This window comes from Pseudomonas mandelii (genome assembly GCF_900106065.1).
GTDB lineage: Bacteria > Pseudomonadota > Gammaproteobacteria > Pseudomonadales > Pseudomonadaceae > Aquipseudomonas > Aquipseudomonas mandelii.
The window spans coordinates 3,830,710-3,850,766 of record NZ_LT629796.1 but is presented as its reverse complement, the minus strand read 5'-3'; the positions used below and the strand labels follow the sequence as shown (position 1 = coordinate 3,850,766).

General features: G+C 57.0%; 23 protein-coding genes and 1 tRNA gene. 2 read left to right on the top strand and 22 right to left on the bottom strand.

Going from position 1 to position 20,057, the window contains the following annotated elements:
• Window positions 1-122: 122 nt before the first annotated feature.
• The 19 genes from nadA to BLU63_RS17685 form a co-directional block, all read right to left on the bottom strand.
• Window positions 123-1,181: a quinolinate synthase NadA gene (gene nadA / locus BLU63_RS17775; RefSeq protein WP_077748706.1), complete on the bottom strand. Its 1,059-nt coding sequence runs from the start codon at window positions 1,179-1,181 to the stop codon at window positions 123-125.
• Between the two features lie 272 nt (window positions 1,182-1,453).
• Window positions 1,454-1,529: transfer RNA gene (locus BLU63_RS17770), tRNA-Lys, on the bottom strand.
• 63 nt (window positions 1,530-1,592) lie between these two features.
• Entirely contained in the window at window positions 1,593-2,285 is a 693-nt protein-coding gene (gene queC / locus BLU63_RS17765) for a 7-cyano-7-deazaguanine synthase QueC (protein ID WP_010457444.1), read from the bottom strand.
• A 1-nt stretch (window position 2,286) separates the two neighbouring features.
• Window positions 2,287-2,934 carry a 7-carboxy-7-deazaguanine synthase QueE gene (queE, locus tag BLU63_RS17760; protein WP_077748728.1) on the bottom strand — a complete coding sequence of 216 codons (648 nt, stop codon included), beginning with the start codon at window positions 2,932-2,934 and terminating at the stop codon, window positions 2,287-2,289.
• A 167-nt stretch (window positions 2,935-3,101) separates the two neighbouring features.
• A complete protein-coding gene (gene ybgF, locus BLU63_RS17755; RefSeq protein WP_010457448.1) occupies window positions 3,102-3,953 on the bottom strand; it encodes a tol-pal system protein YbgF in 852 nt (283 codons plus the stop codon).
• 6 nt (window positions 3,954-3,959) lie between these two features.
• Window positions 3,960-4,457, bottom strand: a complete 498-nt coding sequence (gene pal, locus BLU63_RS17750) for a peptidoglycan-associated lipoprotein Pal (RefSeq protein WP_003178634.1) — start codon at window positions 4,455-4,457, stop codon at window positions 3,960-3,962.
• Between the two features lie 52 nt (window positions 4,458-4,509).
• Window positions 4,510-5,778, bottom strand: coding sequence for a Tol-Pal system beta propeller repeat protein TolB (gene tolB / locus BLU63_RS17745; RefSeq protein WP_187699818.1), 1,269 nt, complete (start codon window positions 5,776-5,778; stop codon window positions 4,510-4,512).
• 29 nt (window positions 5,779-5,807) lie between these two features.
• A complete protein-coding gene (tolA, locus tag BLU63_RS17740) occupies window positions 5,808-6,887 on the bottom strand; it encodes a cell envelope integrity protein TolA (protein WP_083375884.1) in 1,080 nt (359 codons plus the stop codon).
• On the bottom strand, window positions 6,887-7,339 hold the full coding sequence (gene tolR / locus BLU63_RS17735) for a protein TolR (RefSeq protein ID WP_161807482.1): 453 nt from the start codon (window positions 7,337-7,339) through the stop codon (window positions 6,887-6,889). The genes tolA and tolR overlap by 1 nt, the downstream gene beginning before the upstream one ends.
• A 23-nt stretch (window positions 7,340-7,362) precedes the next feature.
• A complete protein-coding gene (gene tolQ / locus BLU63_RS17730; RefSeq protein ID WP_008147369.1) occupies window positions 7,363-8,058 on the bottom strand; it encodes a protein TolQ in 696 nt (231 codons plus the stop codon).
• Window positions 8,048-8,515 (bottom strand): tol-pal system-associated acyl-CoA thioesterase, encoded by a 468-nt coding sequence (ybgC, locus tag BLU63_RS17725; protein WP_010457477.1) that lies wholly within the window; start codon window positions 8,513-8,515, stop codon window positions 8,048-8,050. The genes tolQ and ybgC overlap by 11 nt, the downstream gene beginning before the upstream one ends.
• A 126-nt stretch (window positions 8,516-8,641) precedes the next feature.
• Window positions 8,642-9,703, bottom strand: coding sequence for a Holliday junction branch migration DNA helicase RuvB (ruvB, locus tag BLU63_RS17720; protein WP_008147374.1), 1,062 nt, complete (start codon window positions 9,701-9,703; stop codon window positions 8,642-8,644).
• Window positions 9,704-10,318 carry a Holliday junction branch migration protein RuvA gene (gene ruvA / locus BLU63_RS17715; RefSeq protein ID WP_077748709.1) on the bottom strand — a complete coding sequence of 205 codons (615 nt, stop codon included), beginning with the start codon at window positions 10,316-10,318 and terminating at the stop codon, window positions 9,704-9,706.
• A gap of 115 nt (window positions 10,319-10,433) precedes the next feature.
• Window positions 10,434-10,958, bottom strand: coding sequence for a crossover junction endodeoxyribonuclease RuvC (ruvC, locus tag BLU63_RS17710; RefSeq protein ID WP_008147379.1), 525 nt, complete (start codon window positions 10,956-10,958; stop codon window positions 10,434-10,436).
• Window positions 10,959-11,084: 126 nt separating this feature from the next.
• Window positions 11,085-11,831 carry a YebC/PmpR family DNA-binding transcriptional regulator gene (locus BLU63_RS17705; protein ID WP_008072427.1) on the bottom strand — a complete coding sequence of 249 codons (747 nt, stop codon included), beginning with the start codon at window positions 11,829-11,831 and terminating at the stop codon, window positions 11,085-11,087.
• Between the two features lie 120 nt (window positions 11,832-11,951).
• On the bottom strand, window positions 11,952-13,727 hold the full coding sequence (aspS, locus tag BLU63_RS17700) for an aspartate--tRNA ligase (protein WP_042932630.1): 1,776 nt from the start codon (window positions 13,725-13,727) through the stop codon (window positions 11,952-11,954).
• A gap of 94 nt (window positions 13,728-13,821) precedes the next feature.
• Window positions 13,822-14,043, bottom strand: a complete 222-nt coding sequence (locus BLU63_RS17695) for an FmdB family zinc ribbon protein (protein ID WP_010457489.1) — start codon at window positions 14,041-14,043, stop codon at window positions 13,822-13,824.
• Window positions 14,044-14,178: 135 nt separating this feature from the next.
• Window positions 14,179-14,517, bottom strand: a complete 339-nt coding sequence (locus BLU63_RS17690; protein ID WP_010457491.1) for a ribbon-helix-helix domain-containing protein — start codon at window positions 14,515-14,517, stop codon at window positions 14,179-14,181.
• A gap of 264 nt (window positions 14,518-14,781) precedes the next feature.
• Window positions 14,782-15,252 carry a Dps family protein gene (locus tag BLU63_RS17685; protein WP_010457493.1) on the bottom strand — a complete coding sequence of 157 codons (471 nt, stop codon included), beginning with the start codon at window positions 15,250-15,252 and terminating at the stop codon, window positions 14,782-14,784.
• Window positions 15,253-15,559: 307 nt separating this feature from the next.
• Between BLU63_RS17685 and BLU63_RS33545 the strand changes: the two genes are divergently transcribed.
• Window positions 15,560-16,162 (top strand): cold-shock protein, encoded by a 603-nt coding sequence (locus tag BLU63_RS33545; protein ID WP_010457494.1) that lies wholly within the window; start codon window positions 15,560-15,562, stop codon window positions 16,160-16,162.
• Between the two features lie 61 nt (window positions 16,163-16,223).
• On the opposite strand, the gene BLU63_RS17675 is transcribed toward BLU63_RS33545, so the two are convergent.
• Window positions 16,224-16,430 (bottom strand): SlyX family protein, encoded by a 207-nt coding sequence (locus BLU63_RS17675; RefSeq protein WP_010457497.1) that lies wholly within the window; start codon window positions 16,428-16,430, stop codon window positions 16,224-16,226.
• A 3-nt stretch (window positions 16,431-16,433) separates the two neighbouring features.
• Window positions 16,434-16,859 carry an HIT domain-containing protein gene (locus BLU63_RS17670; RefSeq protein WP_042933027.1) on the bottom strand — a complete coding sequence of 142 codons (426 nt, stop codon included), beginning with the start codon at window positions 16,857-16,859 and terminating at the stop codon, window positions 16,434-16,436.
• A gap of 874 nt (window positions 16,860-17,733) precedes the next feature.
• Here BLU63_RS17670 and BLU63_RS17665 point away from each other — a divergent pair.
• A complete protein-coding gene (locus tag BLU63_RS17665; protein ID WP_010457501.1) occupies window positions 17,734-19,002 on the top strand; it encodes an OprD family porin in 1,269 nt (422 codons plus the stop codon).
• 166 nt (window positions 19,003-19,168) lie between these two features.
• Here the strand turns inward: BLU63_RS17665 and BLU63_RS17660 are convergent, their stop codons facing one another.
• A complete protein-coding gene (locus tag BLU63_RS17660) occupies window positions 19,169-20,011 on the bottom strand; it encodes a mechanosensitive ion channel family protein (protein ID WP_010457503.1) in 843 nt (280 codons plus the stop codon).
• Between the last annotated feature and the right edge of the window lie 46 nt (window positions 20,012-20,057).

The window sequence follows — 20,057 nt, the reverse complement described above, 5'->3', positions numbered from 1 at the left end:
CTAAACATACAAGCGAGCCTGCTCGCGATGGCGGTGCTTCAGTCAACATACATGTGACTGACGGACCGCCATCGCGAGCAGGCTCGCTCCCACAGTTTTTATCCCACAGTTTTTGCGAGTACTTAAGCGTTACCGGCCAGTTTCATCCGAGCAGCCTGGGTGAAGTCGAGCATCCGCTTCAACGGCCGAATCGCCTGCGGAATCAACGCCGGATCCACAAAGATCTCGTTCGTCCCCTCCTTCAAGCACTTCAGCGTGCGCTCAAGGGTGTTCATCGCCATCCACGGGCAATGTGCGCAACTGCGGCACGCTGCGCCGTTACCAGCCGTTGGGGCTTCGATGAAGACCTTGTCCGGGCACAGCTGCTGCATCTTGTAGAAGATGCCGCGATCGGTGGCGACGATCAGGGTCTTGTTCGGCAGGCTCTGTGCCGCCGCAATCAACTGACTGGTGGAACCAACGGCGTCCGCCAGCTCGATCACCGAGGTCGGCGACTCCGGGTGCACCAGAATCGCCGCGTCCGGGTACAGCGCCTTCATGTCTTCGAGCTGCTTGGACTTGAACTCTTCGTGAACGATGCAGGCACCGTCCCACAGCAGCATGTCCGCACCGGTCTGGCGCTGGATATAAGTGCCCAGATGCTTGTCCGGGCCCCAGATGATAGTTTCGCCGTTATCCATCAGGCTTTCGACAATCTCCAGCGCGCAGCTGGACGTTACCACCCAATCCGCCCGGGCTTTGACCGCCGCCGAGGTGTTGGCATACACCACCACCGTGCGTTCCGGATGCTGATCGCAGAACGCCGAAAACTCATCCACCGGGCAACCCAGGTCCAGCGAGCAGGTCGCTTCCAGGGTTGGCATGAGAATGCGTTTTTCAGGATTGAGGATTTTCGCGGTTTCGCCCATGAACTTCACACCGGCGACCAGCACAGTCTTGGCCGGGTGAGCACTGCCGAAGCGCGCCATCTCCAGTGAGTCGGAGACGCAACCACCGGTTTCTTCGGCCAGGGCCTGAATCACCGGATCGCAATAGAAGTGAGCAACCAGCACCGCGTCCTGAGCCTTGAGCTCGGCAGCGATGGCGGCACGGTAAAAAGCTTCCTCTTCAACGGTCAGCGGCTTGGGCTGCTTGGCGTCGAGGTGGGCTTGAACCAGAAGGCGTTCGGAAATTTGCGTCATGTTCGCAAGACCTGCAGGCGCTTTCGCGCGAAAGTCGAGTATACACCCGGCTCCGGACCCTTCAGGGTACCGCCGGGAGAGTGAGTATCATCAGGCACGGACATCGGTGAGGCTGCGCAAGGCTACAGAATATCCCGTGGATGCAAAAGATGATTCTGACCTGCGTCACGCGGTGCAACCCCGCGTTGAGCCGAGGTCAAATCGCGGACAAAAAAAAATCCGGAAATCCTCACTTGCGTGGGCCTTCCAGACTTTTAAAACTGCTACAAAAATGGTGGGTCGTGTGGGATTCGAACCTACGACCAATTGGTTAAAAGCCAACTGCTCTACCAACTGAGCTAACGACCCGCTGTGTGGTGGCGCGTATAATACTGATTTTTAAGGACTATTCAACACCTAATTTGAAATAAATCAAAAATAAGGTGTTGGGTCGCTCACGCCGGCCGCTGCAAAGCCTTCTGCACGCAGTCGGCAGCTGTCGCATTTGCCGCACGCACGACCATTATCGTCCGCCTGATAGCAGGAAACGGTCAGCCCATAATCGACCCCCAGCTTCACGCCTGCCTGGACGATCTGTGCCTTGCTGAGGTTCTGCAGTGGCGCCTGGATGCGGAAGCCATTGCCCTCTACACCGGCCTTTGTCGCCAGATTGGCCATGCGCTCGAAGGACTCGATGAACTCGGGACGGCAATCCGGGTAACCGGAGTAATCCACCGCGTTCACGCCGATGAAGATGTCGCGCGCGCCGAGCACTTCAGCCCAACCCAGCGCCAGAGACAGAAACACCGTGTTGCGCGCCGGCACATAAGTGACTGGAATGCCTTCCCCCAGCTCTTCAGGAATGTCGATGCTGCTGTCGGTCAGTGCCGAGCCGCCCATACCGTTCAAATTGAGGCCGATCACCTTGTGCTCGACCACGCCCAGGTCGCGGGCGACTCGTTCTGCGGCGTACAACTCTGCTTGTGACCGCTGACCGTAGTCGAAGCTCATGGTGTAGCAGCTGTAGCCTTCAGCACGGGCCATGGCCACGACCGTCGCGGAGTCGAGACCGCCGGACAGCAGGATGACCGCACGTTTTTCAGCAGTGTTCAGTTGTTCAGTCATCTCAGCGCCCCGGCTCGTCATTCCAAAGATATTTATGCAGCTGCAATTGCAGACGCACTGGCAAGTTGTCCGCCACCACCCAGTCAGCCAGATCCCGCGCATTCAGGTCATGGTGGCTTGGCGAAAACAGCACTTCGCCCGCACGCGTGTCCAGGCCGTACTGAATCAGCTTGGACACCGCCCAGTCGTAGTCTTCCCGCGAGCAGATGACGAACTTCACCTGGTCGTTGGGCGTGAGCAGTTCGATGTTTTCGTAGCGGTTGCGGTGTGCTTCTTTCGAACCCGGGGTTTTCAGGTCGACGACCCGACTGACCCGTGGATCGACCGCCGAGATGTCGAGCGCGCCGCTGGTCTCCAGCGACACTTCGTAACCGGCGTCACACAACTGCTTGAGCAATGGGATGGCATTGGGTTGCGCCAGCGGCTCGCCACCGGTGACACAGACGTAACGCGGACGGAAACCGGCCACTTGCTCGAGGATGTCGTCGAGGGGGCGAATGGTGCCGCCGGTGAACGCGTAGGCGCTGTCACAGTATTGGCAACGCAATGGGCAACCGGTCAGGCGCACAAAAACTGTGGGCAGCCCGGCAGTCCGCGTTTCACCCTGCAACGAGTAGAAAACTTCGGTGATTCTCAATGTGTCTTGCATAGTCGCCACGGGCATAACAGCTAAACAGGCTGTCCGCCTCCGTCAGGCACTTCAAGGAACCCCGCCAACGCGCAGATCCCAAAAAGCGTGTTTCAGAAAAAGGGCGTGAATTCTAACGAAAAAACCCGCGACAGGCGCGGGTTTCTTCAAAACGGGTCAAGCAGCCCTTACATTTTTTGCAGATCACGCTGGGCCAGCTGCGCAGCGGAAGTGCCCGGATACTGGGACACAACCTGTTGCAGAATGCCTTTGACCTTGTCGGTGTGACCGAGGCGGCGTTCTACATCAGCCAGCTTGTACAGCGAATCAGGCACTTTGGGGTGCTTGGGGTATAGCTGCGAAACCTTGGCAAATGCCTGACCTGCACCTTGCAGATCGCCTTTGGCCAAATTGACTTCGCCCAACCAGTATTGGGCATTGCCCGCGTACTGGCTGTTCGGGTACTTGCGCAGGAATGCGGCAAAAGCCTGACTGGCCTTGTCGAAGTCCTTGGCTTTGATCAGGTCGAAGGCTGCATCGTAATACAGTTTTTCCTTCGCCGGATCAGCCGGTTCGCTACCCGCAGCAGGTGCTTGAGCGGCGGCCGCTCCTGCGGCCGCTCCTGCACCCGCGCCAGCGGCTGCACCGGGGGCATTCAAACTGCCACCGGTGGAAGAATTATCAGGAGTCGCGGCTGGTGCAACGCCGGTTCCTATGCGCCGATCAAGATCCTGATATCGCTCCAGGCTCTCTTGCTTCATGCGCGCTACATCATTCTGCAGAACTTCGATCACACCCTGTTGGCGTGAAATCTGCTCCTGCATGGATTGCAATTGGTTGAACAGCTCGCCCTGTGCCGAGACAGGGGTCGAAACCCCTCCCCCGGCATAGGCGCCGTTCGTACCGTAACCCGCAGGCGGATTGCTACTCCCGCTATTGTTATAGCCGGAGTCGTTATCGACCACAGGAACCGCAGCCCACACCGCAAGCGGTGCGAGGCTGAGAGCCAAAACAGTTACAGCACGACGGCACGTTCGCATGACGAATTACTTACGCAGTTCGACGCGACGGTTTTGAGCCCAGGACTGCTCGTCGTTGCCGGTAGCAACTGGACGCTCTTCGCCGTAGGAAACCAGTTCCAGCTGAGCTGGGGAAACACCTTGCAGTACCAGGTAACGCTGAACGGCTTTCGCACGACGCTCGCCCAGTGCCATGTTGTACTCACGAGTACCACGTTCGTCGGTGTTGCCTTCCAGAACAACGCGAGCGCCGTTTGCTTTCAGGTCTTTGGCGTGAACGTCCAGAGCGCGCATGGCTTCTGGCTTCAGGTCCGAGCTGTCGTATTCGAAGTAGAAGGTAGTGATTGCGCGCAGAGCAGCTTCTTCGCTCAGGGAGCCATCAACGGCACCAGTGTTTGCGCCGTAACCAGCGTTTGGATCAACAGCGCCTTCACCGGCATTGTCGCCGCCTTTGGACGAGCAACCTACAGCTACAGCCATGGCCAGAGCCAGCGCAGCAAATTTACCAAACTTCAGCATTTCCATCGTGAAACTCCTAATGAACCCCAGTGTGTTAAGTAAAACGTGTAGCGCCGCGTCAGTTCAGGTAAGGGGACCAGGAAGGTTCTCTGACTTCGCCTTGTGCGGTAGGAAGCGGGAGCCTTACGCGTCCATTAATGGACACGAGCATCAAGACTCCCCGGCCCTGCTGGCGGGTGGCGTAGATTACCATGGTGCCGTTGGGCGCAACAGTAGGCGACTCGTCCAGAGTGCTATCAGTGAGGATCTTTACACTACCGCGCTGCAAATCCTGGGCCGCCACCTTGAAATTAGTGAAGCCATCCTGGCGGTGAATCATCACCAGGGTCTTTTCATCAGCCGAAAGTTTAGGGTTGGCGTTGTAGTTACCAATAAAGGTCACGCGTTCCGCACCGCCACCACCGACGCTGGTTTTGTAGATCTGTGGCTTGCCGCCACGGTCGGAGGTGAAGTAGATGGTCGAACCATCCTTGCCCCAGAACGGTTCGGTGTTGATGCCGGGACCATTGGTGACGCGAGAGATCTGACGCGAGCCCAGGTTCATCACGTAGATGTCCGGGTTACCGTCTTTCGAGAGTACGAATGCCAGGCGATTGCCATCCGGCGACCAGGCAGGCGCGCCATTGAGGCCTTCGAAGTTGGTGATCTGCTCACGGCGACCGGTGTCGATGTTCTGCATGAAGATACGCGGACGCTTCTGCTCGAACGAAACGTAAGCGATGCGCTTGCCGTCCGGTGCGAAACGCGGCGACAGGATCGGCTCGCGCGATTGCAGCAGAGTCACGGCGCGGGCACCGTCATAGTCCGAGCGTTGCAGCGTGTAGCGCGTGTTCTTCTCGGAGAAACGTTCGGCCGTCACGTACAGCAGGCGTGTCGAGAACGCACCTTTGATACCGGTGAGTTTTTCGAACGACTGATCGGCGATGTAGTGCGCCATGTCACGCAGTTGATCGACGCTGCCCGACACGCTGCCGGTCAGCACTTGCTGTTCGGTGGCGACGTTGAACAGAGCGTATTGAACCTGCAGGCGACCGCCCGCTGGAACGATGCTGCCGACCATAATGTACTGAGCGTTGATCGCCTTCCAGTCACGGAAAATGATTTCGCTGGCCTGGCTCGGCTGGCTGATCATGTTCTGCTTTGGAATCGGCGCGTAGTAACCCGAGTTGCGCAGGTCGTTGCCGATGATTTCGGCCATGTCATCCGGCAGCACGGTGCCGCCCTGGAAACCGAATGGCACTACGGCAATTGGAGTTGCCTGGGAGCTACCACTGCTGACCAGGATATTTTTTTCATCTGCTGTGGCCAGTCCTGCAAAGCAGAACATGACGACAAGCAGTCCTCGAAGAAGGTTTCTCACAAGGCTAGATCCTCAGGTGTGAATGTCATCTTGAATGAACGATAGGGTGCGAAATCAGCTGGCTTCAGACCCTGCATTTCGGTCAATCGACCAATATTTTTTACCGCCGCTACCGCTGAACTGTCGAACGGTACATCACCGCTGGACTTGGCAACCGATACGCCGGAGATTGTTCCATCAGGCAGCATGTTGATTTGCAGAATCACTTTCATGCCCTTGCGGGCCGACGGTGGCTGCGCCCAACCTTCGGAAGCACGCGAGCGAATCAAATCGTCGAAGTTACCCGCGACTTCATCACCCGTTTCATCCGCCAAGGCCTGCTGACGCTCCGTCGTGTCGGAAAGCAGATCGGCCAGGGCCTGAGCTTTTTTCTCATCGACGGATTTACGCGCCGCTTCCTGCGATTTTTTCTTCGCAGCATCGGCAGCAGCTTTCTTCTTCGCGTCTTCGGCGACTTTCTTCTTCGCCTCTTCAGCTTCGGATTTCTTCTTGGCGTCTTCCGCGGCTTTCTTCTTCGCGTCTTCGACAATCTTTTTCTTGGCTTCTTCAGCGGCCGCGTTCTTGGCCTCTTCTTCAGCCGCTTTCTTGGCTTCTTCTTCAGATTTCTTCTTGGCTATATCAGCCAATTGTTTCTCTTCGGCCTTTTTGGCTTCGGCGGTCTTCTTCGCTTCATCGGCTTTCTTGGCTTCATCAGCCTTTTTTGCCTCTTCCGCTTTCTTGGTCTCGTCGGCCTTCTTGGATTCTTCGGCTTTTTGAGCCGCATCTTCCTTCTTTTGTTCCGCGGCCTTGATCGCTTCCTGTTCGATCTTTTTCTGTTCCATCTGTTCGACTTCGGTCTGACGCGCGGCGGATTTCTTCGCCTCACCCGCAATCTTCTGATTGGTCTGGGTGGTCGCCTGACTTTTCGATTTCAGTTGGTACAAGGTCGCCTGGACAATCGGCTTGGCCGGCGGCAACTCCGGTGTGAAGGCGAAACTGACGAACAGCATGCCGAACACCAGCACGTGCAAGACAATCGCCAGGACACTAGGCCAGAAGTAGCTTTCCGAGGCGGACGGCTCTCGCATTTGCTGCATCAGGGTGCCTCGGTAATCAAGCCAACATTACCGACCCCGGCTTTCTGCAACCCGCCCATGGCGCCCATCACGGAACCGTAATCGACGGTCTTGTCACCGCGGATGAACACCTGGGTGCGCTTGCCGCCTTCAGTACCGGCGCGAATGATCTTGGTCACCGCGTCAGTCATCTGCGGCAAGGTCATGGCCTTGTCCTGTTGCTTTTCAGTGTCGACTTCGCTGCCAAGGTTCCAGTAGTAGGTCTTGTCAGCCTTGATCGAAATGGTCAGGACCTGGGTGTTGTTGTCCTGCGGCAAGGCTTCGCTGGAAACCTTGGGCAGATCAACTTTCACGCCCTGATTGAGCATCGGAGCGGTCACCATGAAGATGACCAGCAGCACCAGCATCACGTCGATGTAAGGCACCACGTTCATCTCGGCAACCGGCTTGCGCTTTTTGCGAGCTCGAGCGATTAAAGCCATTGGAAATTACCTGCTTATTCTTCGCTGGTGTGCACTTTGCGGTGCAGGATCGCCTGGAATTCATCGGCGAAGGTGTAGTAACGGCCCAGCAGGGTTTCACTGCGAGCAGCGAAACGGTTGTAAGCGATAACGGCCGGGATGGCTGCGAACAGGCCGATCGCGGTAGCAATCAGTGCTTCGGCGATACCCGGAGCCACGGTGGCCAGGGTCGCTTGCTGGGCAGTGGCCAGACCACGGAAGGAGTTCATGATCCCCCAGACCGTACCGAACAGACCGATGTACGGGCTGACGGAACCGACGGTAGCGAGGAACGGCAGGCTCTGTTCGAGCTTTTCTTCTTCGCGGGAAATGGCGACGCGCATGGCACGGGCCACGCCTTCCATGACCGCTTCCGGGTCAACGCCTGGCTGCTGACGCAGACGGGAGAATTCCTTGAAACCGGCACGGAAGATCTGCTCGACGCCCGAATCCGGGTCCGGGTTGCTACCGGCCTGACGGTAGAGTTTGGACAGGTCGATGCCGGACCAGAAGCGCTCTTCAAAGCTCTCCAGGGCACGTCGACCGGCGCGCAGCAGGTTGCTGCGCTGAAAGATCATGATCCATGAGGTCACCGATGCGGCTACCAGGATCAGCATTACCAGTTGCACCACGATACTGGCATTGCTGACCAGGCTCCACATGGAGGAATGGTCGACGACGTTAGCTTCCACGCTTTATCTCCTGCTTTGAGTGTGTACCCGCGCCGCTCACGTCGGCAAAGGCCGCACGTAGAGCTTCGGGAATGGCCCGGGGTTTTAAACTTTCAGTGCGCACACAGGCCACCAGAAACTGCCCTTCGCAGAGCAGCGCATTATCCGTGGCTCGCCTGACCTGCTGTTTGAAGCGCAGGCTGACACGGTTCAATTCGATTACTTCAGCGCTTACCAGAAGTTCGTCGTCCAGTCGCGCCGGCGCGTGATAACGCGCTTCGCTGGAATGCACGACAAACAACAGGTCCTCTCCTGCCAGCTGGGACTGGGCAAAGCCCAGATCCCGGAGCCGCTCGGTTCGAGCCCGTTCCATAAACTTGAGGTAATTGACGTAATACACGATGCCGCCCGCATCGGTGTCCTCGTAATAAACGCGACAACGAAGTGCGAAAGGCTCAAGCCCGTTTTGCGCGCGCATACTCTAGTGCTTACTCCTCAGGTTGCCAATCCGGCCAGGCAACTGTTTTTCATTGATTCGCGGCTTTCTGGCAAAAGCACGGTCCTAGGACCGCGCAAATCCCGAATAAATCGGCCCGAAAGGTGATTAATCGTCTACCGCATCGAGGAACTCGTCTACAACGGGCATCTCGCCCAATCGTGACGGAATGTTTAAACCGAAGTGCAGATACGCGTGCCGAGTGACCACTCGCCCCCGCGGCGTGCGCATGATGTAGCCCTGCTGGATCAAATATGGCTCCAGCACGTCTTCAATGGTGTGACGCTCTTCGCTGATCGCCGCGGCCAAACTGTCCACACCCACCGGCCCACCGTCGAACTTCTCGATCATGGTCAACAGCAGGCGCCGGTCCTGGTGATCGAAGCCACGCTCGTCGACGTCCAGCAGGTTCAAGGCCAAGTCGGCGATCGGTTTGGTGATGTGGCCCTTGGCACGCACTTCGGCGAAATCCCGAACCCTGCGCAACAAACGGTTGGCGATCCGCGGCGTGCCACGGGCACGACGGGCGATCTCAAAGGCGCCCTCCGGGTCCAGCGGCAAGCCGAGGATGTTCGCCGAACGACTGACAATCGTCGCCAGGTCGGCGGTGTTGTAGAACTCCAGGCGCTGGACGATGCCAAAGCGGTCGCGTAACGGGTTGGTCAGCATGCCGGCCCGCGTCGTCGCCCCCACCAGGGTGAACGGCGGCAGATCCAGTTTGATCGAGCGCGCAGCCGGCCCTTCACCAATCATGATGTCGAGCTGGAAATCTTCCATGGCCGGGTACAGCACTTCCTCGACGATCGGCGAGAGCCGATGGATTTCATCGATAAACAGCACGTCGTGGGGCTCAAGGTTGGTCAACAGCGCCGCCAGATCACCCGGGCGCTCAAGCACCGGGCCCGAAGTGCTCTTGATCGACACGCCCATTTCCTGAGCGATGATGTTGGCCAGGGTGGTTTTACCCAGACCCGGCGGGCCGAAAATCAGCGTGTGGTCCAGGGATTCGTTACGCCCGCGTGCGGCCTGGATGAACAACTCCATTTGCTCGCGAACGGTCGGCTGGCCAATGTACTCGGCCAGGCTGACGGGGCGAATCGCCCGGTCCTGGACTTCCTCGCGGTCGCGAGGGCCGGGCGTGGCGGCAATCAGACGATCAGCTTCAATCACTTAGATCATTCCCTTCAGGGCACGACGAATCATGTCTTCACTGCTCAAACCTTTCTCCTTGATCGCGGAAATCGCCTTGCTGGCTTCCTGCGGCTTGTAGCCCAGGGATATCAGCGCGCTGACCGCGTCATTTTCGGCGGTGGCAACCGGCGCCACATCAGGCCCGCCCGGCTGGTTCGGCACCAGGGCGAACATCGCCGGCACGGTTTCCCAAGCCTTGAAGCGGTCCTTGAGTTCCACCAGTAAACGCTCGGCCGTCTTTTTGCCCACGCCCGGCACCTTGGTCAGCGCCGAGGTGTCCTGGGATTGCACGCAACGCACCAGCTCATCCACTTCCAGGCTCGACATCAATGCCAGGGCCAATTTCGGCCCCACACCATTGAGACGGATCAACTCGCGAAAAAAGTCTCGCTCACGCTTGCCGAAGAAGCCATAGAGTAACTGCGCGTCTTCACGTACGACCAAATGGGTGTGCAAGGTCAGCGGTTCACCGACCGACGGCAAGCGATAGAGCGTGGTCATGGGCACTTCCAGCTCATACCCCAGACCGTTTACATCCAGAATCAGGTGCGGCGGCTGTTTCTCAGCCAGTGTGCCGCGCAAGCGTCCAATCACGTTTCAGATCCTTGAGCGTTGGCCAGATCAATGACTGGCGACTGACAGAACAAGGGGTTTGCGCCGACAACACAGGCGCAAAACCCTCATTCGCTAAAAATGATTGCTGATGCTATCAGAGACGCAGGCGCCCGCCACGACTGCGTGCCGTTCCCAGGCCATGGGGCAACAGGCTGGAACGGGTATGCGCGTGGCAAATGGCAATGGCCAGGGCATCCGAAGCATCGATTTGCGGCTTGCTGGTCAATTTCAGCATGTGCATGACCATCATCTGCACTTGCTCTTTATTGGCGGCACCGGTGCCGGTCACTGCTTGCTTGACCTGGGTTGCGGTGTACTCAGCGATTTCCAGGCTTTCTTCGGCACCCGCCACGATCGCGGCGCCCCGGGCCTGACCAAGCTTGAGGGCAGAGTCGGCATTGCGCGCCATAAAGACTTTTTCGATGCCCATGGTCACCGGGCCGTAGGTCTGGATGACTTCACGCACACCGCGATAAACGATTTGCAGACGCTCATGCAGTTCGCCGGACCCGGTGCGAATGCAGCCCGACGCCACATACACGCAACCACGCCCGGTATCGCGTACCACGCCATAACCGGTGATGCGCGAACCGGGGTCGATACCAAGAATTAAAGTCATAACGCCTGCAGCTCAAAAATGATGCCTGCCGGCAATTGCTTGCTCGGCGTAAAGGCAGAAGCCGGACATGCCTGGCGGTGAAACATCACCGCCTGCACTTCCGGCTTCAAGAGTATTGCAGATCAATCAACCCAGCTGTGCGGCCACCGACTCTGGAATATCCGCGTTGGAGTAGACGTTCTGCACGTCATCCAGGTCTTCAAGCATGTCGATCAGCTTGAGCACCTTCTCGGCGCCTTCCAGGTCCAGTTCAGCGCTGGTGGTCGGCAGCATCACGATTTCCGCATCATCACCTTTGAAACCTGCCGCTTCCAGCGCGTTACGCACGGAGTAGAAGCCGGCGAACGAGGTGAACACGTCAATCGAACCGTCTTCATGGGTGACCACGTCATCGGCGTCAGCTTCCATGGCCGCTTCCATCAGCGCGTCTTCATCGACACCTGGCGCGAAGGAAATCTGCCCCTTGCGCTCAAACAGATAAGCCACCGAACCGTCGGTCCCCAGGTTGCCACCGCACTTGCTGAACGCATGGCGAACAGCAGCTGCGGTGCGGTTACGGTTATCGGTCATGCACTCGACCATCACCGCCACGCCACCCGGGCCGTAGCCTTCGTAGGTCAGTTCGACCATGTCGTCGGTATCGGCTGCACCGGCACCGCGGGCGACTGCGCGATCAATGATGTCGCGGCTCATGTTCGCACCAAGCGCCTTGTCCAGCGCCAGGCGCAGGCGCGGGTTGGAACCCGGATCACCGCCGCCCTGACGGGCCGCAACGGTCAGCTCACGAATCCACTTGGTGAAAATCTTGCCCTTCTTGGCATCCTGACGTTCTTTGCGGTGCTTGATGTTCGCCCACTTGGAATGACCCGCCATATCTCGCTCCGAATTTCTCTTTGAAACATCGCCCGCCGCGCACGTTGTGTCGGCCAGCAACAAAAAATCTCGACCTAAAGAAAAGGCGCATCCCGGAAGGATGCGCCTTTGCGGTCAGCTTTACTCAGCCTTTGGTGTTTCGCGCAGACGAATGTGCAGTTCGCGCAATGCCTTGGCATCTACAGCACCCGGTGCCTGAGTCATGACGTCAGCCGCGCTCTGGGTTTTCGGGAAAGCGATCACTTCACGAATCGACTGGGCGCCGGTCATCAGCATGACCAGACGGTCCAGGCCGAAAGCCAGGCCACCGTGCGGCGGCGCGCCGTATTTCAGGGCGTCGAGCAGGAAGCCGAACTTCTCTTCCTGTTCCGCTTCATTGATACCCAACAGGCGGAACACGGTCTGCTGCATTTCCTTGCGGTGGATACGGATCGAACCGCCACCCAGCTCGGTGCCGTTCAGAACCATGTCGTAGGCACGGGACAGAGCGATCGCCGGGTTGGCTTCCAGTTCTTCCGGGGTGCACTTCGGCGCGGTGAACGGGTGGTGCAAGGCGGTGAAGCTGCCGTCGTCGTTCTCTTCGAACATCGGGAAGTCGACAACCCACATCGGCGCCCACTTGCAGGTCAGCAGGTCCAGGTCGTTGCCGACCTTGATCCGCAGCGCGCCCAGGGCTTCGCTGACGATCTTGGCTTTGTCGGCGCCGAAGAACACGATGTCGCCATCGACCGCGCCAACACGATCGAGGATCACGTTGAGGTTGGCTTCAGGGATGTTCTTGACGATTGGCGACTGCAGGCCTTCAACACCTTTGGCGCGCTCGTTGACCTTGATGTACGCCAGGCCCTTGGCACCGTAGATGCCGACGAACTTGGTGTAGTCGTCGATCTGCTTGCGCGGCATGCTCGCAGCGCCTGGAACGCGCAGGGCGGCAATACGGCATTTCGGGTCGTTGGCCGGGCCGCTGAACACCTTGAAGTCGACGTCTTTCAGCTGGTCTTCAACGTCAACCAGTTCCAGCGGGTTGCGCAGGTCAGGTTTGTCGGAACCGTAACGACGCATGGCTTCTTCGAAGGTCATGTGCGGGAAGTCGCCGAACTCCAGGTCCAGCACTTCCTTGAACAGGTTGCGGATCATTTGTTCGGTGATGGCCATGATCTCTTTTTCATCGAGGAAGCTGGTCTCGATGTCGATCTGGGTGAATTCCGGCTGACGGTCGGCGCGCAGGTCTTCGTCGCGGAAGCACTTGGCAATCTGGTAGTAACGGTCGAAGCCGGCGACCATCAACAGTTGTTTGAACAGCTGCGGCGATTGCGGCAAGGCGAAGAAGCTACCGGCGTGGGTACGGCTCGGCACCAGGTAGTCGCGAGCGCCTTCTGGCGTGGCACGGGTCAGGATCGGCGTCTCGACGTCGAGGAAGCCGTTTTCGTCGAGGAAGCGACGGATGCTGGTGGTCATGCGCGAACGCAGACGCAGCTTCTCGAGCATTTCCGGGCGACGCAGGTCGAGGAAGCGATAGCGCAGGCGGGTTTCTTCACCGACGTCGGAGAACTCGTTCAGCGGGAACGGCGGGGTTTCCGACTCGTTCAGCACTTCCAGTTCATAGCCCAGCACTTCGATCATGCCCGACGCCATGTTGGCGTTGGTGGCACCTGCCGGACGCAGGCGAACCTTGCCGGTGATCTTCACGACGTATTCGCTGCGCACGCGATCGGCGGCGGCGAAGCTCTCGGCGCGGTCCGGGTCGAACACCACCTGGGCCAGACCATCACGATCACGAATATCGAGGAAAATCACCCCACCGTGGTCACGGCGACGGTGCACCCATCCGCAAAGGGTAATTTCCTGGCCTTCCAGGGCTTCGTTCAGTTGGCCGCAATAATGGCTGCGCATCATGGTAGTGGTTTCACTTCTCGTAATCGAAATTCGGTTGGAGGCCTTGCAGGTGTTGCAAGAGCTCGCGCGTGTCGTTCAACTCAGGTTCCAGACCTTAGTCAGCTTTGTCGCCGCCGGCCAGATTCTTCTTGGAACCGGTCTTGAAATCGGTTTCGTACCAGCCGGTGCCGCTCAGGCGGAAGCCCGGCATGGACAGCATCTTTTTAAGCTCTGGCGCCTGGCAGGCAGGGCAGTCGACCAGCGGTGCTGCGCTGATCTTTTGAATGGCTTCCAACTGATGACCACAGGAAGCACATTGATAGTCGTACATCGGCATGGGGGTTGTCTCGGCGATCAGATTGCTACCGCACACGCTGGGTTTTGCGGCAAAGAGCGGGATTATATCCATTAAATGCAGCCTGTGCAGCCGTAAGACTGCACAGACTGACACTCTGTCCGATCACCTGCGTGGCTAGGGCATTGCGACGCTGCCCCCTTCTTTCAGGCTGTGCACGACGCAGACAACCCGCACCAGCCCGGTAAAGTTCTTGACCCCGCCATGACGCAAGTGCACTTCGCGATCCACATGGGACAGCAGCGCACTGACCGTACAACAATTGACCTTGGCCATATCGCCCAGAATATCCCAGTACACCTGCTCAAGCCGCAAGCAGGTGGCAAAGCCGTTCAACCGCACCGACCGGGATAAGGGCCGGGCCAGCCCCATATCAAATTCGCTGACAAATGGATCAATCCTTATCTCCTTGACCGGACTGACCCTCCCCTCGCTTCGCCTGTCTTCGTAATCCATATCGTTGACACTCCTTTGTCATCCTTGCCTTCTGTAAGAGCACTCTCCGTGGCCCTATAAAAGCGCAGGCGCAAAGGTATATCCAGATGACTTTATGACCATCGACGTAGGATAAGCCAACAACTGAAGGGCGATCATGGAGAGCGTCCTAGGCCGGCTATTTTCCTACGCCGCCAGACGATTTTTAACGAGCTTAAAAGCGATTTGAAGAAGGCAAAAGACCGCGAATAACACCCGACGGGCGTCATTCGCGTAGTGACGATATTACTGATCCAGCAGAGACCGCAGCATCCATGCGGTTTTTTCGTGGACTTGCATGCGCTGGGTCAGCAGGTCAGCCGTCGGCTCGTCGCTGACTTTTTCCAGCAGCGGAAAGATTCCGCGGGCGGTACGGGTGACCGCCTCTTGCCCATCGACAAGCTGCTTGATCATGTCTTCAGCGCTCGGCACACCGGCTTCTTCTTTAATAGAAGACAGCCGCTCATAAATCGAATAGGCGCCGGGGGCAGGAAACCCGAGGGCGCGAATGCGCTCGGCAATCGAATCGACGGCCAGGGCCAACTCGTTGTATTGCTCCTCGAACATCAGGTGCAGGGTCCGAAACATGGGACCGGTGACGTTCCAATGAAAGTTATGAGTTTTCAAATACAGCACATAAGTGTCCGACAGCAGACGCGAAAGCCCGTCAACGATGGACTTGCGGTCCTCTTCACTGATACCGATATCGATTGCCATGTTTTTCCCCTAAAGGTGATGAGTTCATCCAACAGGTGCAGGACCACTCTAGCAAGCCTGCCACCCCCTCGCCGCCCGGGATTGCACAATAACCTGCGACAAATCGCCCCGCGAAGCACCGCTGGACTGCCTGATTTGAGTAGCTGCAGGCTTTGCTGTTAAATAGACCGTGTGTCGCGACCGCCTATTTTTCGGGGGCTGCGCATAGGCTGGTACCGGGTACGTGTCCAACGCCTCTTATTGTTCTGAAGCGAACCGTGCTCCATCAGCTCTTCCTTGTGATCCGTCTTAACGTGAGTTAATCAAAATGTTGAAAATCGTCCACCTGCTAATGGGCGCAGCAGCTTTGCTGCTGTCCTTCATCCCTAGCCTGCAACCCGAAGCTGCTCCTTACCTGCAACAACCCGCTGCGCTGTACCTGGCCTTTTTCGGCCTGCTTAACCTGACCCTCGCTCCGGTTATCCCTTACTGGAACAAAGGTCCTCGTCACCAACTGCAAAACTTGGTCAGCGCCCTGCTGGTCCTGGCCGTCGTCCTGCAAACCCTGACGTTGCTCGCGCCGATGCCTGTCATCGCCGGTCAACCTGCCGTCCTGTTCAGCCTGGTGGCTGCACTGATCGCCGTTCTCCTGCACCTGGCTATCAGCTTCTACAAATCCTCGCCGGCCGCCGCCTCGCCAAGCTACGACATGAGCAACCGCGATACCGGCACCGTCAAGTGGTTCAACACCTCCAAAGGCTTCGGCTTTATTTCCCGTGATTCCGGCGATGATATTTTCGTGCATTTCCGGGCCATTCGTGGCGAAGGTCACCGTGTTCTGGTTGAAGGCCAGCGCGTGGAGTTCTCTGTCATGAATCGTGACAAAGGGCTGCAAGCCGAAGATGTGATCGCTGCATTGCCGCGTCGCTGATTCAAGGCTAAAAAAAACCGCGAGCAGCTGAGCTGTTCGCGGTTTTTTATTGCCTGCGGTTTCAATAATGAGGCGGAGGTGCTTCTTCTTCGAAGGTTTCGAACTGCCCGGCCATTTCTTCCTGGCGCTTGAGCAATGCAGCCATCTGCAATTGCAGGCGTTCAACGGCGCGCTGCTGCGTTGCCAGCACATCACTCAATGACTGGATGGTGTCATCCTGAAACGCCAGTTGGCTCTCCAGATCGGTAACGCGATCTTCCAGGCTCATGATTCAACCCTCCAGAAACGTGAAATGTTCGGTTAACAGCAGACGCAGGCGCTCGCGAATGGCCGCAATTTGCGCTGCGCTGTAAGGCACGGCCGGGTGTTTGCCCCAGACCGGGGCTGGCCAGGCGGCGTCCTCACGCTTGCGCACAATGACATGCATGTGCAACTGACTGACGACATTACCCAGCGCCGCGACATTCAGCTTGTCGGCGTCGAACGAATCCTTGAGCAGTTCCGCCAGCGCGGTCGTTTCCTGCCACAGCTGCTGTTGATCTGCGACACCTAACTGAAATATCTCACTGATATCTTCACGGCGTGGCACCAGGATGAACCAGGGGTAGTTCGAATCATTGGATAACAGCAACCGGCAAAGCGGGAAATCGCCAATCGGTAGCGTGTCTTGTTGAAGTCGTGGATCTAAAGCGAACACCGCGCGCACTCCCGCCAGGTCATCATTTTCAGCTTAGCGCCCATCCTGACAGGCTGCGCACCAAGCGACAGGACGCCAGCATACCCGTGAACGCCACTGCCTTCACGCCGCACGAGCGCCCCTAAATGGGCCTTTTTTGCTCACGGCGCACCATTACAGAACCGCAGACCACGCCAAAAATGCTGAAATGACTGATAACCAATGAAAAGTTCCAGATGAGTCCGTTACCGCACTGTTTGAAATCAGCACAGTGATTAAGATTTTTTGCACCAAAACCGCACAGTGCGTCTACGCTGAGTGCGTCAGCATCCGAGAATTACTCAACGAGGGGTGAACCGGTAACATTTTTCGTTGTCACGCTTTCCGTTTCAGTGGTGCAACACCATGCAATGCACGGCGTCAAGCGTACAAAAAACACGCTTGAAGCCCCCGGTTTCATGAGGTTTTTATAGCGACAGGCAGGTTTCCAGAAAAAAACAGCTACAGAATTCTGGTTTGTGCACGCTTGTTGCATTCACACCCACATAGCTTTGGAAGCCTCCGCTGGAAGTGGAAGCCTCAAGGCCAATAAAAATAGCGGCAGGGTTGCCCAATGGAGATTCAAACGTTTCACCAGGGACTCTTTTTAGCGATGCACAAGCCTTGGAAAACAACGTTAAAGTTGCCAATCCGCTTGCGTCGAGGCAGTAAATTTGCGACATCTACCAAGCTGTTTGCGACAGGGTCGTAAAGAAGCTGAAAGGTTAGATACGCAAGTATCGCCAACATGGTCGGCGTGATATAAGTTTGCGCCGACACAAAAAGAAAGAGCCGCCCAGATAATAAAACAGGTGGGACGGCAGTACTCTTCTAAAAACCAAAGGAGCAAATCACGATGCGCGTGATGAAGTGGAGCATGATCGCACTGGCTGTTTCGGCTAGTACCTCGCAGTTCGCAATGGCGTCTTCTCAAGAGGAATCCAAGGGCTTTTTTGAAGATCAGAGCCTGAATGTCAAAAGTCGCATGCTGTACATGAACCGCGATTTCAAGAACGGTGCCTCCAACAACCAAAGCACCGCAAATAAACAACGTATCACAGGCTACCGCGAAGAAACCGGCCTGGGCGTCCAAGCTGTTTATGAGTCGGGCTTCACCCAAGGTACTGTTGGTTTCGGTTTAGACGCCTTGGCCAATGGCATGATCAAACTGGACAGCGGTCCAGGCCGCACCGGTAACGGCATGTTCGGCAAGGACAGTGATGGCACGCCAGAAGACACCCAATCCAACGCTGGCGGCGCAGTTAAATTCCGCTTGTCCGACACTGTTCTGAAATACGGTAACCAATACGTTGCCAGCCCTGTCTTCTCTACTGACGACAGCCGTTTGCTGCCAGAAGTTGCTACCGGTACTTTGATCACCAGCAAAGAAATCAAAGGCCTTGAATTGAGTGCTGGTCATTTCACCGCGATGCGGGCGCAGAACCAAATGGGGCGCGATAGCCTTGGTCTGAAAGCCGCAGATATTGCCGGTGCAACCTACCAGTTCACCGACAATTTTGTTGCCGGCGTAGCTGCTTCCGATGTTGACGACCATTTCAAGAAGCAATACATCAACGCCAACTACACCCTGCCGATCAACGAAGATCAGTCCCTGAACTTCGACTTCAACGGCTATCGCTCCAAGAGCCAGGGTCAAGAGCTGAGCGGTGACGTTGACAACCGCATCTGGTCCCTCGCAGCGGCCTATAGCCTTGGCGCACATAAATTCACCTTGGCTCACCAGCGTTCGACCGGTGACACCGGTTATGTTTATGGCGTTGACGGCGGCGGTACTATCTTCCTCTCCAACTCCGTTCAATACTCCGACTTCAACGGTCAAGACGAGCGCTCCTGGCAGGCTCGCTATGACCTGAACATGAAGAGCTACGGCGTTCCTGGCTTGAGCTTCATGACTCGTTACATCCGTGGCGACAACATCACCACCGGTGACACTGAGTCCAAAGAACACGAATGGGACTTCGAGACCAAGTATGTTCTGCAAAGCGGCCCAGCCAAGGACCTGTCTTTCCGCGTACGTAACGCGGTCTATCGTGCAAACTCCGCATACGATAGCGACAAAGTTGACACCCGTCTGATCATTGAATATCCGCTGAGCATCTTGTAATTCAGCGCTAATTCGACAGCTACACAGCACGGCAACAAAAAAAACGCTCACCTGAATCAGGTGAGCGTTTTTTTGTGCCTGGTTTCCATACCGTCTTTTGATTGTTGCCAGTTCGATAGCAACCTAACAGTACAATACTGACAACCTCCAAGTGACAACGAAGACGTTATTGCGGCACAGTCTCCTGAACCACACGAATAACCCGCTGTGGAAACGGAATATCGATACCCGCCGCTTTCAAACGATCACGGGACTGTTCATTGAACATGAACATCACATCCCAGTAATCCGCGGTCTTCACCCAAACACGCAGCGAAACAGTAATCGAACTGTCTCCCAGGGTCGAAATAACGGCTTGTGGTGCAGGTTCTGCCAGGATGCGTTCATCTTTGGCCAAATCCAGCAACACTTCACGGGCCTTCTGCAAGTCCGCTTCGTAGTCCACGCCCACATCAAATACAACTTTGCGGGTTGGCTGACGATTTGTATTGGTAATGATACCGTTCGACAAGTTGCCGTTAGGCACAATGATGGTCTTGTTATCGCCAGTGCGCAGTACGGTGTGGAAAATCTGGATACTGTCGACCGTACCGGCAACGCCTTGGGCTTCGATCCAGTCACCGATGCGGAATGGACGGAACAACAGAATCAGCACGCCGCCGGCAAAGTTTGCCAGGCTGCCCTGCAAGGCCAGACCGATGGCCAGACCCGCCGCACCAATGGCCGCCACGAACGAAGTGGTTTCCACGCCGATCATTGATGCCACGCTGACTACCAGCAAAACCTTGAGAATAATGTTCGCCAGGCTGCTGATGAAACCTTGCAGCGCGAGGTCGGCATTACGCAACGCCAGCAGGCCGCCAAGTTTTTGCGCCACCTTGCTGATCAACCACCATCCGACTGCCAGCGTGATGACTGCCAGTAGCACGCGGCTGCCGTACTCCATGATCATCGGGATCCAGGCTTGGGATGCCTTGACCAGGTTGTCCACTTCGGTATTCAAATCCATCTACTTTCTCCTGGGTTAAGCACAATCCGGGTGGGAGCGACGGTGC